Here is a 17,360-nt window from a genome sequence, read left to right on the forward strand (position 1 = left end):
AATCCTCGCCATGGCACCCGCCATGGCTGCGGTTTGCGCCTTGCCCGCGCGCCCGATGACGGCCCGCCCGGGTGCGCCCAACTGCCGGATTTAGGTTCATGGGTTTCATGCGTCAGACGGGATGTTGAACGACTCTCGTGCTGAAGACGCAGCAGCCGCCCAAAAGACGCAGTTCGAGGACCAACACTCGAGTAAACACCTGGCCGCCGCCAAAAAAAAGGAGGTCCGAAGACCTCCTTGCGCTGGGTGTGGATGGGCTGCGGGTCGCCGCGCTCAGCGGTTGATCGGCGACTCGGGCGAAATCAGGTAGGCGGTGAGGTCGGCCACCTGTTTCGGGTTGAGCACACCTTTGTGGCCCAGCCGCGGCATGGCTGAGCAGGCGTTGAAGGCTTTGGCGTTGTAGATCTTCTCGTAGGTGTACTTGACGATCGCATCGCTTTGGCCGCGCAGCTTGCCATAGTGCAGCAGCGAGGGGCCGAGGTTGCCGTAAGCCGCCTCCTTGGCCTCGCCCTGGTGGCAGGCGTAGCAGTTGCCGCCGCGCACCGCGTTTGGGTTGCTCGGCATGAAACTGCCGATGCGCATCGCGAAACCGTCGTTGAACACCTTGGCACCGGCCTTCCAGTCGCCCATGAGCTTGCCGTCGGCCGGGTAGACGATGTTCTTTGCCTCCCGGGCCTGGATGGCCTTGGCGACCGCCTCGGGCGGGTTGGCGCGATATTGGCTGCATGCCTTCTGCGTCTCGTCTTGTTCGAGCCGGCTGAGGTCCTGCCCGGGGCCGGGCGCGAAACTGGCTTTGAAGAAGGCATCGGCCTTGGCGTTGAGGTCGGCGCTGCCGTCGGTGGAAGCACAGCCTGCGACAGCGGCGGCGGTGATCACGCCCAGCGCGCTGAGGATACGAATGTTCGAATGCATGGAAAAACGCTCGCTTTCACAAATTCATGGAAGTCTCGAAGGCGGCCGGGCTCAGCGCCGCATGCCGGGGAGGTCCAGCTTGACGCCGTCGGCCTGATGCATGAGGAAGGCGATCAGCGCGACGGTGCGGGGCGATCCCATGTCGATGTCGGGCAGGCGCATCTGCCAATGGCAGTCCCACATGCGGTGCTGCATGGTGCGCATCGCGTTGTGCGACACCCGATAGGTCGGCCAGGCGCCCATCACATCACGCGCCTGCTGCGGATCGAGGCCGTTGAACAAAGCCTGAAGCCGGATGCGCTTGCCGGTCTCGCCGTGGCAGGTGGCGCACGAGAAATCCAGCGGTCCAACATTGCGGAAGTAGTTGATTTCGCCAATCTTGATCGCCTCGCGCTCCTTTGGATGCGCGGTCGGCATCGACAACTTCATGCCGTCGGACTGGTAGGCCACATAGGCGACGATCTTCTCCCAATCGGTGTTCGACTCGTTCTTGGCTTCGTTGGCAAACCGATGCTTCTTGATTTCGGCCGGATCCTTGCCCTGCAAGGTGACCATGCAATGCAGCAGACGGGTTTCCAGGTCCTCGACGCGGTCGGTGTCGGGCATGTAGCGCGGCATCTGTGCATACGCGCCTTTGAGCACGCCCGGCCCCAGCCCGAAGTCGCATTTCTCGAGGCTGACGTTCTTGGGCCCAGCCGGGGTCTTGAACAGCTTCTCGCCCATGTCGATGATGAGCAGGCCGGGGTTGCCGTCCTTATCGGCCAAGGCCGCGCGGTAGGCCTGCACGGCCAGGTCGATTTTCTACGCGTAGGTGCCGGGCGCAAGCGCCGCCACCGCGCATGCCGCAGCGGTCAAGGTCAGAAATTTCATGGGGTGTCTCCTCGTCAAGTTTCGTGCGTTGGTGCTGCAGCCTTCCCGGGCCGGTGGTACCGACCGCGGACGGCCGCTGGCTTGATCTATCGCAAGTCGCTGCCTCGTGAGCATTGATCCGTGATAAACGACGAAACAAGCCGCGACCATGCTGGTTAGCCCTAGGGCAACTCTGGAGCGGCCCGTTCCGCGCCGGGCCGGGCGCCGTCCCGCGAACCGATTCAACGCCGCGATCGGCTGCCGCTGCTGCTTAGCCGAAGACGCCCTGCAGCCAGTCATCGATCGGCTGCGGGCGGTGGAGAAGAAAGCCCTGGAACGAGCCGCAGCCGGCCGCCCGCAGGAATTGCTGCTGCTCAGGCGTTTCCACGCCTTCGGCTACGACGTCGAGGTGCAACAAATGCGCCACGGCAATGATGCCCTCGACGAGTGCGGCGTCCTCGGGGTCTGCGGGCACGTCGCGAACGAAGCTGCGGTCGATCTTGAGTTCAGACAGCGGCAAGCGTTTGAGATACGCGAGGGACGAATAACCGGTTCCGAAGTCATCGAGGGAAAAGCGGATGCCCAGCGCGTGCAGTTCCCGCATGCGACCGGCCACCACATCGAACGAGTCGATCAGCACGCTCTCGGTCAGCTCGAGGGTCAGCCGGGACGGGTCTGCGCCCGACTGCTCGAGGATCTCGCGCACCTGTGCGATGAAGTCGTGCTCGAGGAATTGCCGTGCGCTGACGTTGACCGAAATCCGCAAGCTCCGGCCTGCACCCTGCAACGCCCGGATCGCCTCACAAGCCGAACGCAAAACCCTTGCACCAAGGGGCACGATGAGGCCGGTTTCTTCGGCGATCGGGATGAATTCGGCGGGCGACACCAGGCCACGGACCGGATGCCGCCAGCGCACCAGCGCTTCGGCGCCGCTCATCTTCCCCCCACCTTCAAACTGCGCTTGCACCCAGAGCTCGAATTGTCCAAGCCCCAAGGCTGCGCGCAGGTCTTGCTCCAGCTCGTAGCGATGCACCAAGCTCGCCTGCATCGCCGCCTCGAAGAAAGCCACGCGGTTGCGTCCCTCGGCCTTGGCACGGTACATCGCCATGTCTGCCGTGCGCATCACGTCGTCGATGTCCTCGACGTCTCGGCTCAACAGGCGCACGCCGATACTGGTCGCGAGCGTCAGTGACAAACCATCATGCCGAACCGGCTGCTCGATCGAGGCGCGTACTTTCTCCGCGACGTTCATCGCCTGCGCCGCTGCAGTCTCTGCCTCGCCAGCCAAGTCGCCCAACAAAACGACGAATTCATCGCCGCCAAGTCGCGCGACCGTGTCGCCTTCCCGCAGCAGCCCGCGTAGCCGCTGCGCCATTTCGACCAGCACCACATCCCCCAGCGAATGGCCGTAGACATCGTTGATGCGCTTGAACTGATCGAGGTCCAGAAACAGCACCGCTCCATGGCGGCCGCTGCGATGCACATGGGCCAGCGCCTGCTCCAATCGGTCGCGGAACAAGACGCGGTTGGGCAGCCCCGTGAGCGCATCGTGGTACGCGAGCCGCTCGATTTCGGCATCGGCGGCCTTTTCGTGCGTGACGTCCAGGCAATGCCCGACATAACCGATGAAGAGGCCATCGCTGTCGCGCCGGGGGCGTGCTTGCTCCAACACCCAGCGATAGTCGCCATCGGCATGGCGCAGCCGGTATTCGACGCGGTAGTCGCCCTGAACCCGCGCCGCCGCCTCGAAGGCCGCGCGCCACGCGAGCCGGTCCTCCGGATGCATGCCTTGCAACCAGCCGTCGCCTCGTTGTGCATCGAACGGCTGCCCCGTAAAGGCCAACCAAGGCTCGTTGAAGTAGTCTCGCGCGCCCTGAGCATCTGCGGTCCAGATCAGCGCCAGGCCGGCATTGGCCAGGGAACGGAAATGCTGTTCGCTGTCGGCCAGCGCCTTGCGCATCAGATAAGCTTCGGTCACGTCCCGAAACACCAAGACCGCGCCCTGGACGTCACCCCGCGCGTCGCGGATCGGCGCAGCGCTGTCGGCGACATGCCGCCGCTGACCGTCCGCCGTGATGAGCACCACATGGTTGGAGAGGCCCACGGTCCGCCCTTCGCGCATGGCCCGATAAACCGGGGGGGCCACCGGAGCGCCGCTGGCCCCATCGACGAGCACCAGCACTTCCTCGATCGGCCGCCCTACCGCCGCGGCCAAGTCCCAACCACACAGCGACCGCGCCGCCGGATTGACCCCCGTGATGCGTCCCTGGGCGTCGGTCGCCACCAAGCCGTCCCCGATCGAGTCGAGCGTGATCGCCAGTTGATCTTCCTTGGCCTTCAAAGCCGCCTGCGCTTCTTCGACGGCCTGTGCCATGGCATTGAAGGCATCCCCAAGCTCGGCGATCTCACGCAAGCCGTCGACCGGCACCCGGGTGTCGTAGCGTCCCTGACGCACCGCCCGCACGGCCTGGGCCAGACGCTCGAGCGGTCGCCCCACGCCGCGCCACAACACCACGCCCAATACGAGGAGCACCAGCGGGATGACGATCATTTCAGCGGCGCGTTCTTCAAGCAGCCGCTGCAAACGCTCGGCGCGCGCTGGGGAATAGTCGAGCGCGACGTAGGCCAGCCCCCGGCCGCGGGCTTCGGATCCGGGACCTGCGGGCGCCAGACCGAAGCTCTGCGCCGCTTCCACCTGCAAGCCCGTCGCGTCGGCTCGGACCCGTGGCAGCCGTGCGCTCAGCGCCTCACCCACCCAGGCGCCGTCAAAACCGGGCCAAACCTCGTCGATCTTGCGACCCACCCAGGCCTGCCGATGCGCAGCGAGCACCCGACCGCTTGCATCGAGCAACACGACGGAATGCACCGCAGGGTCGGTCGCGAGCAGCGCCAGGTTCGACTCCACCAGCGATGGGGCCGTAGCCCAGCCCTGTTCGGCGTCGCGAGCCAGATCGGCCGCGTAGCCCGCCGCCGTGGATCGCGCGAAGTCCCGCAGGGACTCGTCGGAGCTGCGGATGGCGTTGAACAGTGTGGCCCCCAGCACGAGCAGCCACGCCAGCCCGAAGCCGAGCGGTAATGACCACTTCAGGGACCAGTTCCGTTTCAAGCGTGCCCCTCAAAGATCTTTGGGTAAAAACCGGTCGTCGATCAGCTGATCGAGCGCGGGCGCTCGCCGCAGTATGCCTGCTCTTCGCAACTCCCCCGCGACCCGCTGCGCCGAAGCGTACAAGGCTGGCGCCGGACCGCTGAGCCAGCGTCGGTTGCCCTCGACATCGAAGACCCGAATGCCCGCAAGCGCCGCGGCAACCTCTGCCTCGCTCAAGCCGAGCCGCTCCCCCATGCGCCGGCGCGCGTCGATGGGCTGCGCCTGCACATACTGGAGCGCGGAGAAATACGCCCGCGCCAAGGCCGTAAACCGCGCCTCCGTGCCCTCGAGTGCGGCCGAACGCGCCACCAGCACATCGACGATCAACCCCGGGAAACTGCGGCTGTCGATCAGCCGTCGCGCCCCCAAACGCTGGATCTGGGCGGCATAGGGCTCGAAGGTGATCAAGGCATCCACCTCGCCCTCTCGGTACGCGCTGAGGTGTTGGTCGGCGGTCATCTGAACCAGCTGGATTTCGGCGGGCGTGAGCTGTGCCGCGTCGAGCACTTGGCCCAACATCAGCGCTCCAGCTGCAGTCTGCTCGACCCCAATGCGTTTGCCCCGCAACTGCGCCAGCGTCGCGATCGGCGGACGGGCCAAGACCACATCCGCACCCGCGGACTCATCAAACACCCACAACACCCGGGCATCGACTCCGCCCTCGATCGCCACCAGGCATTCGTCGAGCGTCAGCGTTGCCGCGTCGATGTCGCCACTGGCCAGAGCCATCAGCGCCGTCGTATTCGATGGCAGTTCCACCAGCCGCACCCCGCGCGACGCATCGAGCAGGCCCAGCTCGCGGGCCAGCACCAAAGGTTCGTAGCCGATCCAGCGAATCACGCCCACGCGCGTGAGCGCCGGTGCCGGGCGACAGCCGGCCAGCATCCATGCCGCCAGCGAGCCGCCCGCCGCCACCATGACCCGGCGACGATCGAATTGCGATGGTTGCGGCGGCTGGGGGCTGGGAACCTTCGACATGGGAGACGGAAACCTCTGGATATGGCTTCAAGCATAGCAGGCCCAACGCGAAGGACTCAACGATGAAAACGCGAATCAACCGCCACAGGAGCTGCGCCCAACAAAATCGATCACATGGCCATCGGCATCAAAGCGGACTTGGCAGGCCTCGGCCAGGCGGGCGCGCAGACGCTCGCGCGCCCGCTGGATGCGCGACTTGGCCGCGCTCAGGCTCAAGCCGTGCTGCGCCGCGTACTCGGCCTGGGGCATGCCCTCGAGGTCGCAGCGCGTGAGCACATCGCGGTCGGCCTCGCTGAGTTCGGACAGCACGCGCGGCAGACACGCGGTGAGCAAGTCGACGGCCGGAGGCTCGTCCGCCTCCGACACCAAGTTGTCGGGCAACTCCACGGTGTCGCGGGCCACGCGCAGGCTGTCGGCGAGCATGTTGCGCGCCACCTCGAACAGCCAGGCGCGGGCGTTGTGGATGTCGCAAAACCGCTGGCCCTGCCGCAGCGCCTTGATGAACAGTTCCTGCATCAGATCGTCGGCGTCGGCCGGCTCGCGCACCCGCGCGCGCAGCCAGCGGCGCAATTCGGACTCATGCGTGGTCCAGGCCCGCATGATGCAGTTCGGTGTGGGCGCCGCGGGCGGCGGCTCGATCAGAGGAGCAGCGGTTTCGGTCATGGTTCAGGCCTCGAGCGCCAGGCGCTTCATTTTCTCCCAGAGCGTCTTGCGGCTGATGCCCAACAGCTCCGCGGTCTTGCCGATGGAACCCTGGCAGTGCGCAAGCGCTCGCCGGATGTGCGCGCGCTCGGTCTCGGCGACCATCGCGTGCAGCGGGAGGATCTCGTCACCCACCGTGGCATCGGCGCCGTCCCGGTCGGTGCCGGCGTGCATGGCCGACGCCGGCAAAGGTTCGTCGAGAATCCCCGCTTCACTGAGGATCACCGCCTGCTCCAGGTAGGCGCGCAGCTCTCGCACGTTGCCGCCCCAATGCCGGGCGAGCAAGTCCCGCATGAACGACTCGGAGACAGCGATCGGGTGCCCCTGCTCCGCTGCGAACTCTTCGAGGAAGCGCTGCGTCAGCCAGCGGATGTCCTCCGGGCGCTCGCGCAGCGGCGGCAGCGTGATGCGAAACACCGCCAGCCGGTAAAACAGGTCCTCGCGGAACGTGCCCGCACGCATTTCCGCCTGCAAGTCGCGGTTGGTGGCCGCGACGATGCGAAATTGGCTGTGGGTCGCGCGCTCCGCGCCCACGCGAAAAAAAGCCCGTTCCTGCAGCGCGCGCAGCAGTTTGGCCTGCATGGGCAGCGGCAATTCACCGACTTCGTCGAGAAACAGCGTGCCATGGTCGGCCCGCTCGAGATAGCCGCGGTGCGTGCGTTGCGCGCCGGTGAAAGCGCCCTTTTCGTAGCCGAAGAATTCGGACTCGAGCAGGTTCTCGGGGATGGCCGCGCAATTGACGGCGACAAACTCGCCCTTGTCGGGGCGCTCGTCGAGTGCATGGATCAACTTGGCCGCCACTTCCTTGCCCACCCCCGATTCGCCGTCGAGCAGCACCGACACCTTTTGCGGCGCGACTTTTCGGATCATGCGCTCGACATGCCGCATCGCGGGCGAAATGCCCAGCACCGCAGCCTCGGCCGCCGCGGCAGGCGCATCGACGGCCTCGTGCACGAGTTGCACCAGCCGCTCGACATCAAAAGGCTTGGTCATGAATTCCCGGGCCCCGGCCCGCACCGCCTGCACCGCGGCATCCACACTGCCATAGCCGGTCAAGAAAAACCACGGCAAGGCCCGCACCCGCGCCGGCAGCGCCACGAACCATTCGGTGGCCAAGCCGTCGGGCAGGCGCACGTCACTGATGACCGCGCGCACGCCGGGCAAGCCCTCGCGCACGGCAGCCTGCGCCGCCGCGAGTGTGCGGTACCAAACCACCTCGAGCGCCTCGAGCTCGAAGCGCTGAACCAAGGATTCGCCCATGATGAGGTCATCTTCAATCAAGAGCAGGCGGGGTGGCATGGCGCGTTTCTCCACGGGTCAGTCGATTTCACGGTTGGGCAGCCAGAAGACCAGTCGGGTCCCGTCGCGATAGTCCGGGTCGAGGGTGAAGCCGCCGCGGTGGTGATTGGCGATCTGCTGGCAGACCCAGATGCCAAATCCCCGCGGATCGTCGCCACCTTCCTGGGCCAGTGTGGCGGCAAAACGCTGCGGGTCGAGCGCGGTGCCGGAGTTCGTGACGCAAAAGCGAACCTGTTCGGCATCGGCGAGCAACTGCACGGCCACCCGCCCGCCAGGCCCGGCCGCCTTGATCGCATTGAGCAGCATGTTGAGCATGGCCTGGCGGACCGGCGCCGAAGGCACGCGCAGAGCCGACTCGACCTCCGAGCGGGCGGAAAGCGACACGCCCTGTGCCTGCGCTGCCGGCTGCGCCAGGGTCAGCACATCATCAAAATCGGACGGTTCGAGCGGCCGATCCTGCACGCGCGCCTGTGGCAGCAGAGCCGCCACCGTGGTGCGTATCTGCATCAGGCCGTGCTCGATCACATCGAGCGCGCGTTCGCGCGCCTGCGGTGCATCGCCATGCAACCGCAGCGTGCGGATGGCGGTCAACAAGCCCGCCAGCGGATTGTTGATTTCATGGGCCACGGCCGCCGTCATCCGTCCCACCGCGGCCAGCCGCTCGGCCGACAGCGCCCGCTGCTCGGCGCGGCGGCGCTCTTCCCACGCCGACTGCAGGCTGTGCAAGGCCCGCGCGATGCGCTGCAACTCCGGATCGTCGGTATGCGGAACCGGCTGGGCGGTGATGGCTGCGGCGGGCTCCATCGCATGGATGAAGCGGGCGAGCCCTGCCACCGGCGCCGTCATCCGCCGACCGAGCCACCAGCCGGCCGGGATCAGCAAGACCACGGCGAGCCCCATGCCAATCAGGGCGGGCCGCGCGAGCTGCGCCCACTTCGGCGCAAACACCGGCGCATCCACGTCCATGAGGACGAAACCCAGCAACTGACCATCCTCGCTGCTGATCGGGTCGAGCAGCATGATGCCGCCGTCGGCCTGCTCGATGCGCTGGCGTTGCTGAATTTCCTCGGCCGTCAGCAGTGGCTGCCCGTGCAGCGTCTCGCCCAGGAGCTGCCGCCCGGTTTCCAGCACCGCCGGATTGGCGGCGGCAAACACCCGCCCCTGGGCGTCGAGCACGGCCACGCGCGCGCGCAAACGGTCGGCCCCGGGCAACAGCGCCGCCGTGTCGCGCAGCAAGGAAAACACGCGCCAGGTGTCATCCGCTGCCAGCAGAGGCCGCGCCTGCGCGACCAGCAAGACCATGGCGCGGTCCAGCGTCGCCAGCGTCTGTGCCCGGGCATCGCGGGCGGACAGCCGCGCGCCGACCGCCGTCACGAACAAGGCGGTGATCAGCACCGCAAGCGCCAGACCCAGCGGAATCTGGACTCGGTACGGGAGACGCAGTCGCTTCACGCTGGACCCGGGTGTCACTCAGGCGCGCACGCCACTGCCCGGGACGCTGAGCGCCAGGCGGCGAATACTCTCGAACAGCGCCGGCTCACCCGCCTCGAAGCCGCTGAGGTTGAGCGCCTCGAGCAAGGAACGCCCTTCACCGTCCTGCGGCATCGCCAGCAACACGGCTTTCAAAGGGCCAAGCGCCGGGTGCATTTCTTCGCGCAACGCAACGATCGGCGGGAAGCCAAAGGGCGCGGAACGCCAGACGATTTCGGTCTCGCGCGCGGCGGTCATGTGCTGGGCGCGCATGGTGTCCCAGACATAGCCATCGATGCTGCCCGCGTCGGCAAGGTGCGCGGCCACCGCTTCGGCGACGTTGCGGTGGCCGTGGGCAAAAAAAGCCCGCCGCAAGTCCCGCGCGGCCAGGCCGGCCAAAGCCAACTGCGACTGCGCCACGAGCCAGCCGGAATTGGACAACGGGTCGGAATAAGCCAAAACCTTCCCGCGCAGATCAACCCAGCCCTCGATGCGGCGGCCGCCCGACGCGGGGCGAATCAGATACGCCTGGTAGGTCGGTGCACCCAGGTACTGAGGGACGGCGATCAGCGACAACTCGGACTGCCAGCGCACATAGGGGTAGCCGCAGATCCACGCGGCGTCGAGCTGGCGGCCAAACAGCAGGTCCAGCACCGACTGGTATGACTCCCGCGCCACAAAGCGCACATCGACATCGAGCCGCTCGCTCAGGTATCGGCTCCAGCGCGCGAGAAAAGCGCTCTGGTCGGCCAGGATCACGGAGGTCAGGCCGACGCGCAACACATCGCGGGCCGGCACCGCGGCTTGGGCCCAGGGCGCGGCCAGAGCAGAGCCCAGCAGCGCCAGGCAGCGTCGTCGCGGCGCATCGACCATCTTGTCTCCTTGATGTGGTTCCGTTACTTGAAAGTAACGCGTTTTTAGAAGCCATGTTACCAAATCCGGACGGATCACCGGCAAGATGGTCATAAGCGCTTGCTAAATCGCAATCGCTCTTTTGGCACGGTCGTTGCAAGAGACAAGTGGGAATTCATCCCATGCTGCGCCTCGAGCGCAGGTTCAACGACCCAAGACAGGAGACCCCATGGAAGATGTCAAGCTCAGCCGTCGCTTCTTTTTGAAGTCGACGGGCAGCGCCGCCGCCGTCGCTGGCTCGGTGGTCATCCCCCTCCAAAGCGCAAATGCAGCGCCGTCCGCGGCTGCGGCCATCAGTTCCACTGCCCTTCCCTACCCGAAGAAGGTAGCGGGCAAGGCCAGCGCGATGCCGGTGAACCAGCCGGTCAACTTCAACTACCCCGACGAGAGTTCGCCTTGCTATGCCATCCGCATGGGCAACCCGGTGCCCGGTGGTGTGGGCCCCAACCGCGACATCGTGGCCTACAGCGCCATGTGCACGCACATGGGCTGCCCGGTGACCTACGACGGCGGCAGCCGCACCTTCAAGTGCGGTTGTCACTTCTCCATCTTCGACCCCGAAAACCACGGCCAGATGGTCTGCGGCCAGGCTACGGAAAACCTGCCCAGCATCAAGCTCGAGTACGACGCCGCAACCGACACGGTGCATGCCGTCGGCGTCGATGGCCTGATCTACGGCCGCCAGTCCAACGTTCTGTAAGAGGAGGCCCACCATGTCCCAAACCATCAATGACCGCATCGCCCTGCCTCCGAAGGACGCGCAAAAGACCAACATGACCTGCCACTTCTGTATCGTGGGCTGCGGCTACCACGTGTACAAGTGGGACGCGAACCGCGAAGGGGGTCGAGCGGCAAGCGAAAACGCGCTCGGGGTTGATTTCACCCAGCAGGTGCCGCCGATGGCCATCACCATGACGCGGGCGATGACCAACACCATCACCGACAAAGCGGGCAAGCGCTGGAACATCATGATCGTTCCCGACAAGGAATGCGTCGTGAACAACGGCCTCTCAAGCACCCGCGGCGGCAAGATGGCCAGCTACATGTACGCGCATGATGGCATTGGCCGCGAGCGCCTCAAAACCCCACGCATCTTCAAAGGCGACCAGTGGTTCGACACCGGCTGGGATGAGGCCTTGGCCATCTACGCAGGCCTGACCAAGAAGATTTTGGACAACGACGGCCGGAGCGGCATCATGTTCGACTGCTTCGACCATGGCGGCGCAGGCGGTGGGTTCGAGAACACCTGGGGCACGGGCAAGCTGATGTTCAGCGCCATCCAAACCCCGATGGTGCGCATCCACAACCGGCCGGCCTACAACTCGGAGTGCCACGCCACGCGCGAAATGGGCATCGGCGAGCTCAACAACAGCTACGAGGATGCGCAGGTGGCCGACTGTATTCTGTGCACCGGCGCCAACCCCTATGAAACGCAGTCCAACTACTTCCTCAACCACTGGGTGCCGAACCTGACCGGCGCGACGGTGGACAAGAAGAAGAAATGGTTCCCCGGTGAGAGCGCCGCAGCCGCCAAACTGATCGTCGTCGATCCGCGCCGCACCGCGACGGTGGCGATCGCCGAGCAAGTGGCGGGCAAAGACAACGTCTTGCACCTGGCCATCAACCCCGGGACCGACACGGCGCTGTTCAACACGCTGTTCACCTACGTCGTGCAGCAGGGCTGGATCGACAAAGACTTCATCGCCAAGCACACGGTGGGCTTCGAGGATGCAGTCAAGACCAACCGCATGAGCCTGGAAGAAGGCGCCAAGATCACGGGGCTGACCGTCGAGCAGATCAAGAAGGCGGCCGAGTGGGCCTACAAGCCGAAGGCTTCAGGCCACCGCCCGCGCACCTTCCACCCGTACGAAAAAGGCATCATCTGGGGCAACGACAACTACGTCATCCAAAGCGCGCTGGTGAGCCTGGTGATCGCCACGCACAACGTCGGACGTCGCGGCACCGGCGTGTGCCGTCTGGGCGGCCACCAGGAAGGCTACACCCGTCCGCCCTACCCCGGTGACCACAAGATTTACATTGACCAGGAGGTCATCAAAGGCAACGGCCTGATGTACACGCTCTGGGGCACCAACCCGTTCCAGACCACACTCAACGCCGAGCAGCACCGCATCGCCTTGCGCAAGCGCGCACAGATCGTCAACGAGGCCATGGCCCGCGCCCGCGGCGCGTCGGTATCCCAGCTCGTCGACATCATTTACAACGCCTGCAAGTACCAAGGCGGCTTGTTCGTCGCGGCGATGAACCTCTACCCGACGACCATCTCGGACGACTGCCACCTGATGTTCCCCGCGGCACATCCGGGCGAAATGAATCTGACCTCGATGAACGGCGAACGCCGCATTCGCTTGTCGGAAAAATTCATGGACCCACCCGGCACGGCCAAACCCGACTGCCTGATCGCCGCCGACATCGCGAACACGCTCAAGGCGATGTACCAGAAAGAGGGCAACGCGGCCATGGCCAAGCGCTTCGAAGGCTTCGACTGGAAGACCGAAGAAGACGCCTTCAATGACGGCTTCCGCCGCGCCGGTCGGCCTGGCGTGGGCCCCATCGACAGCCAAGGCGGCGACACCGGGTATCTCGCGACCTATGCGCTGCTGCGCAAGGCGGGCAACAACGGGGTGCAACTGCCGATCAAGGAAGTCAAGGGCGACAAGCTCATCGGCACCGAGATGGTCTATGCGGACAACAAGTTCGACACCAAGGACGGCAAGGCCCACTTCAAGCCCGCCCCTTGGAACGGCCTGCCGGCCATCGTCGAAGAGCAAAAGCGCAAGCACAAGTTCTGGATCAACAGCGGCCGCGCCAACGAAGTCTGGCAAACCGCTTACCACGACCAATACAACAGCTTCGTGCGCGACCGCATTCCAACGGCCTTCATCGAGATGAACCCCGAAGACGCAAAGGCGCTGGGCGTGCAAGGCGGCGATGTCGTCGAGGTCTACAACGACTACGGCAGCACCTATGCCATGGCCTACCCGATCAAGTCGCTCAAGCCCGGGCAGACCTTCATGCTGTTTGGCTACATCAAGGGCGTGCACGGCGACGTGGTCACGCCCTGGGTGGACCGCAACGTGGTGCCCTATTACAAGGGCACCTGGGGCAGCATCCGCCGCGTGGGCACGGTGGATGAGTACCGCGCGACGATTTCCTTCAAGGATCGCCGCTACGCCTGAGCGTCAGGGCATCGAAAGGGCAGCTTCGGCTGCCCTTTTTTTGCCCGCACCCCGAGAAGGAAAGCCCCATGATTCCGCGCAGACTCACCCGCTTCAAGCCCACGCCCCCAGCGGCCGCTCAGTCACCCGCCCTGGTGACCGACCCGGCCGAGGCCGCGCTGCAGCTCATCATCGCGCGCCACAACACCTCGCCGCGCCGCCTCATCGAGCCCGGCCCGAACGAAGCGGAGCTGCAAGCCCTGTGGGAAGCCGCTGCGGCTGCACCCGACCATGGACAGCTCACGCCTTGGCGCTTTGTTTGCGTGCCTGCGCATCGCCGCTCGGACCTCGGCGATGCGTTCGCGCAGGCCCTGGTCGAGCGCGACCCCGGGGCCACCCCCGAACAAATCGAAGCGGCGCGCGAAAAAGCCAACCGCGCCCCCTTGCTGATACTCGCCGTGGCCGACCTGCGGCCCGCCGAGCCCGACATTGCCGCCGCCGAACGCCTGGTTTCGCTCGGCTGCGCGATTCAAAACCTCCTGCTGACCGCCCAGGCCATGGGCTATGGCAGCGGGCTCACCAGCGGTCAGGCCATGGGCTCAAAGGCGCTGCGCCGCCTGTTTGGCCTGGTCGACGGGGAAGAAGCGATCTGCTTCATCAACGTCGGGACCGTCAGCCGCGAAAAGCCGCCGCGCACGCGACCGGAGCCGACGCGCTTCGTGCGCAGCCTGTGACACGCTGCATTCCGAACAAAAACCCTGAAACCCCGGCGCGAAACGGCCGGGGTTTGCTCATATTTCAGGAGTTTTTCGTCTGCACCAGGTCGCGGATCTGCTGCAGCGCGGCGGGGTCGTCCATGGTGGTGAGGTCGCCGGTGTCGCGCGATTCGCAGACGGCCTGGATGGCGCGGCGCAGCACTTTGCCGCTGCGGGTCTTGGGCAGCACGGTGACGAAACGCACCCGCGCGGGCCGAGCGACGGCACCGAGGTCCCGGTCGACCAGCTTCATGATCTCGCCTTCGAGCCGCAGTTCGGCCTGCGTGTCTCCCAGGCAGCTTGCGTCCTTGAGCACGGCGAATGCCATCGCCACCTGTCCCTTGAGCGCGTCGGCCACGCCGACCACCGCCACCTCGGCCACGTTGGGGTGGCCCGCGATGCTCTCCTCGATCTCACGGGTACCCAGCCGGTGGCCGGCGACGTTGATGACGTCATCGGTCCGGCCGAGGATGAAGTAGTACCCATCCTCGTCGCGGATGCCCCAGTCGAAGGTCGAATAGACCATGCGGCCGGGCACGCTCTTCCAGTAGGTGTTGACGAAGCGTGCATCGTCGCGCCAGACGGTTTGCATGCAGCCCGGCGGCAGCGGACCTTCGATGGCGACCACGCCCTTCTGGTTCGCACCGGTGAGCTCTGCGCCGGTCTGGTCGTCGAGCAGTTTGACGTTGTAGCCGTAGACAGGCTTGCCGGGCGAGCCGAACTTCGGCGCCGCCTCGTCCACGCCTTTGCAAATCGCCAGAATCGGCCAGCCGGTTTCGGTCTGCCAATAGTTGTCGATGATGGGTTTGCCCAGGCCTTCGCTGATCCATTGCGCGGTGGGCTCGTCGAGTGGCTCGCCGGCGAGGAACAGTGCGCGCAGGCTGGAGAGGTCGTACTTCTTGAGCAAGGCCGGGTCCTGCTTTTTGAGCACGCGGATCGCCGTCGGTGCGCTGAACATGACGGTGACCTTGTATTTCTCCACCAGGCTCCACCAGATGCCGCCGTCGGGCCGGATCGGCAGCCCCTCGTACATGATGGTCGCCATGCCCGCAATCAGCGGCCCATAGATGATGTAGCTGTGACCGACCACCCAGCCGATGTCGCTGGTGGAGAAATACGTCTCGCCGGGCTTACCGCAATAGATGTATTCCATCGAAGCCGCCAGCGCGAACGCATAGCCGCCGGTGTCGCGCTGCACGCCTTTGGGCTTGCCCGTCGTGCCGCTGGTGTAGAGCGTGTAGCTCGGATGCGTGGCGTCCACCCAGACGCAGGGCACTTGCGCGTGCAGGTGCTGCTCGCGCAGCGGCGCCCACAGTCGATCCCGCCCTTCGACGAGCGGCAGCGGTGCCAAGCCCCGGTCCACCAACAGCACCGACTCGGGCTTGTGCGTCGATTGCGCGATGGCCTCGTCGAGCAGCGGCTTGTAGGCAATCGCCTTGCCGCCCCGCGAGCCGGCATCGGCACTGACGATCACGCGCGGCTCGGCATCCTCGATGCGCGAAGCCAGCGCCCCCGATGCGAAGCCCCCAAACACCACCGAGTGGATCGCGCCGATGCGCACGCACGCCAGCATCGCAAACGCCGCCTCGGGGATCATGGGCATGTAAATCAAAACCCGGTCGCCTTTTTGCACGCCCAGGCTTTGCAGCACGGCAGCCATGCGCTGCACTTCGGCATGCAGTTCGGCGAAGCTGTAGACACGCTCCTGATCGGTTTCGGTGGAGACCCAGATCAGGGCGTTTTGCCCAGCGCGCTGCGCCAGGTGCCGATCCACCGCGTTGTGGCACAGGTTCGTCTGCCCGCCCGGAAACCAGCGCGCGAACGGCGGGTTGCTGTAGTCGCAAATCACGTCCGGCGGCCGATGCCAGTCGATGCGGCGGGCCTCTTCGGCCCAGAATACGTCGCGCTCTTCGATGGAACGGCGATAAAACTCGGCGTAATTGGACATATCGGGGTCTCCTCGGGTCTCGACGGGCAGGGGGCTGCGGACGCAGCGAACCATGCCACGCCCGCAAAATTCATAATTATGGCTAGCGGGCTTGCGACAAGCTGACGCTCGCCGCGCAGCGGTTCAGCGGATCAGGCTCTGCACCGCTTTGAACTGGGGGTGTTCGGCGCTCCGCAGTCCTTCGAACGCAACCATTTCGGTCGTCACCAGCTCCACCCCAGCACTCGCGAGCCGATCAAATGCCGCATCGCGGTCGCTGAGGCGGCGAGAGCCGCACGCATCCGTCACCACCCAGACATCGAATTCCTCGTCCAGCAGTTCGAGCGCGGTCTGCAACACGCAGACATGCGCCTCGCAGCCGGCGAGCAGTATGGTTTCCCGCGGCGAGCGCGCCTCACCTTCGCCCGCGGCGTCCCGTCTGAGATGCCTTGGAAGGCTGCGCGCGTTCCCCTGCGGCGCGCGTTGTGGCGGGCGCAGCCAATCGCCCAGCCCCTCCGCCACGGCACTGAATGTCATCTTCGGCAGGACCTTGCGGCAAAGGCCGCGCAGCGGGGCGGCGAGTTCACCGAGGCGCTCGGGGTTCTGTTCCGTGCCCCAAATGGGCACCTCCAACACGGCCGCGATCTTCGCGAGGCGCTGCGCCTGCGCCAGCACCGCCTCACCCTCATGAATCGCCGACATCAAACGCGGCTGATAGTCGATCAGCACCAACTGCATTTCGCTCGAATCGAGAAGCATCGGGGCATCCTTTCTGCTGGAACCAAGGGCTAACGAAGAGCCGATTGTCGCGGTTGTCGCCGTCCGCGGTCAGGCCCATTCGAAGCGATTCGAAACGCCCACCAAGGCACGTACACTGGAGCGGCCGCCAGCCCGGCGGCTTTCAGCCCGAGCCCCAACCATGTTCCCTGAATACCGCGACCTCATCACCCGCCTCAAAACCACCGACCATCATTTCGCCCGGCTGTTCGACAAACACAACGAGCTCGACCAAAAGATCCGCAACATGGAATCCCACATCGAGCCCGCCAGTCCCACCGAGATCGAAACGCTCAAGAAGGAAAAGCTGCTGCTGAAGGACCAGCTCTACGCGATCCTGAAGAAAGCCAGCGAAGCTGCGCGCTAAGGCAACGCCGAATCAGTCTCCATGATGGCGCCCGAGCGGGGTGGCATCCAGGCTATTTCCCGACGCCGCTTCGGTGCCCACCGCGCGCGGC

General features: G+C 65.6%; 14 protein-coding genes. 4 read left to right on the forward strand and 10 right to left on the reverse strand.

Annotated elements, in window-relative coordinates:
• Positions 1-273: 273 nt before the first annotated feature.
• The 8 genes from soxX to JHC36_RS06595 all read right to left on the reverse strand — a co-directional run bounded on the left by soxX (position 274) and on the right by JHC36_RS06595 (position 10,228).
• Positions 274-912 (reverse strand): sulfur oxidation c-type cytochrome SoxX, encoded by a 639-nt coding sequence (soxX, locus tag JHC36_RS06560; protein WP_287917322.1) that lies wholly within the window; start codon positions 910-912, stop codon positions 274-276.
• A gap of 51 nt (positions 913-963) precedes the next feature.
• Positions 964-1,698, reverse strand: coding sequence for a sulfur oxidation c-type cytochrome SoxA (gene soxA / locus JHC36_RS06565; protein WP_287917325.1), 735 nt, complete (start codon positions 1,696-1,698; stop codon positions 964-966).
• A 334-nt stretch (positions 1,699-2,032) separates the two neighbouring features.
• Positions 2,033-4,867 (reverse strand): bifunctional diguanylate cyclase/phosphodiesterase, encoded by a 2,835-nt coding sequence (locus JHC36_RS06570; RefSeq protein ID WP_287917327.1) that lies wholly within the window; start codon positions 4,865-4,867, stop codon positions 2,033-2,035.
• A 9-nt stretch (positions 4,868-4,876) separates the two neighbouring features.
• Complete coding sequence (locus JHC36_RS06575) at positions 4,877-5,884, reverse strand: ABC transporter substrate-binding protein (RefSeq protein ID WP_287917330.1); 1,008 nt, start codon at positions 5,882-5,884, stop codon at positions 4,877-4,879.
• A 75-nt stretch (positions 5,885-5,959) separates the two neighbouring features.
• Positions 5,960-6,547, reverse strand: coding sequence for a sigma-70 family RNA polymerase sigma factor (locus JHC36_RS06580; protein WP_287917332.1), 588 nt, complete (start codon positions 6,545-6,547; stop codon positions 5,960-5,962).
• 3 nt (positions 6,548-6,550) lie between these two features.
• Positions 6,551-7,885: a sigma-54-dependent transcriptional regulator gene (locus JHC36_RS06585; RefSeq protein WP_287917335.1), complete on the reverse strand. Its 1,335-nt coding sequence runs from the start codon at positions 7,883-7,885 to the stop codon at positions 6,551-6,553.
• An 18-nt stretch (positions 7,886-7,903) separates the two neighbouring features.
• Positions 7,904-9,337: a sensor histidine kinase gene (locus JHC36_RS06590; RefSeq protein WP_287917338.1), complete on the reverse strand. Its 1,434-nt coding sequence runs from the start codon at positions 9,335-9,337 to the stop codon at positions 7,904-7,906.
• Positions 9,338-9,355: 18 nt separating this feature from the next.
• Entirely contained in the window at positions 9,356-10,228 is an 873-nt protein-coding gene (locus JHC36_RS06595) for a PhnD/SsuA/transferrin family substrate-binding protein (protein ID WP_287917341.1), read from the reverse strand.
• Between the two features lie 208 nt (positions 10,229-10,436).
• Between JHC36_RS06595 and JHC36_RS06600 the strand changes: the two genes are divergently transcribed.
• The 3 genes from JHC36_RS06600 to JHC36_RS06610 all read left to right on the forward strand — a co-directional run bounded on the left by JHC36_RS06600 (position 10,437) and on the right by JHC36_RS06610 (position 14,177).
• Complete coding sequence (locus JHC36_RS06600; RefSeq protein ID WP_287917344.1) at positions 10,437-10,967, forward strand: arsenate reductase (azurin) small subunit; 531 nt, start codon at positions 10,437-10,439, stop codon at positions 10,965-10,967.
• Positions 10,968-10,980: 13 nt separating this feature from the next.
• Positions 10,981-13,464, forward strand: coding sequence for an arsenate reductase (azurin) large subunit (locus JHC36_RS06605; protein ID WP_287917347.1), 2,484 nt, complete (start codon positions 10,981-10,983; stop codon positions 13,462-13,464).
• 68 nt (positions 13,465-13,532) lie between these two features.
• Positions 13,533-14,177 carry a nitroreductase family protein gene (locus tag JHC36_RS06610; RefSeq protein WP_287917350.1) on the forward strand — a complete coding sequence of 215 codons (645 nt, stop codon included), beginning with the start codon at positions 13,533-13,535 and terminating at the stop codon, positions 14,175-14,177.
• Positions 14,178-14,241: 64 nt separating this feature from the next.
• On the opposite strand, the gene JHC36_RS06615 is transcribed toward JHC36_RS06610, so the two are convergent.
• On the reverse strand, positions 14,242-16,146 hold the full coding sequence (locus JHC36_RS06615; protein WP_287917353.1) for a propionate--CoA ligase: 1,905 nt from the start codon (positions 16,144-16,146) through the stop codon (positions 14,242-14,244).
• Positions 16,147-16,269: 123 nt separating this feature from the next.
• Positions 16,270-16,884: an isochorismatase family protein gene (locus tag JHC36_RS06620; protein WP_287917355.1), complete on the reverse strand. Its 615-nt coding sequence runs from the start codon at positions 16,882-16,884 to the stop codon at positions 16,270-16,272.
• 160 nt (positions 16,885-17,044) lie between these two features.
• Between JHC36_RS06620 and JHC36_RS06625 the strand changes: the two genes are divergently transcribed.
• Positions 17,045-17,269: an HP1242/YdcH family protein gene (locus JHC36_RS06625; RefSeq protein WP_287917358.1), complete on the forward strand. Its 225-nt coding sequence runs from the start codon at positions 17,045-17,047 to the stop codon at positions 17,267-17,269.
• The last annotated feature ends 91 nt before the right edge of the window (positions 17,270-17,360 follow it).

Source organism: Tibeticola sp. (assembly GCF_022759015.1).
GTDB classification, from domain to species: domain Bacteria; phylum Pseudomonadota; class Gammaproteobacteria; order Burkholderiales; family Burkholderiaceae_C; genus Tibeticola; species Tibeticola sediminis.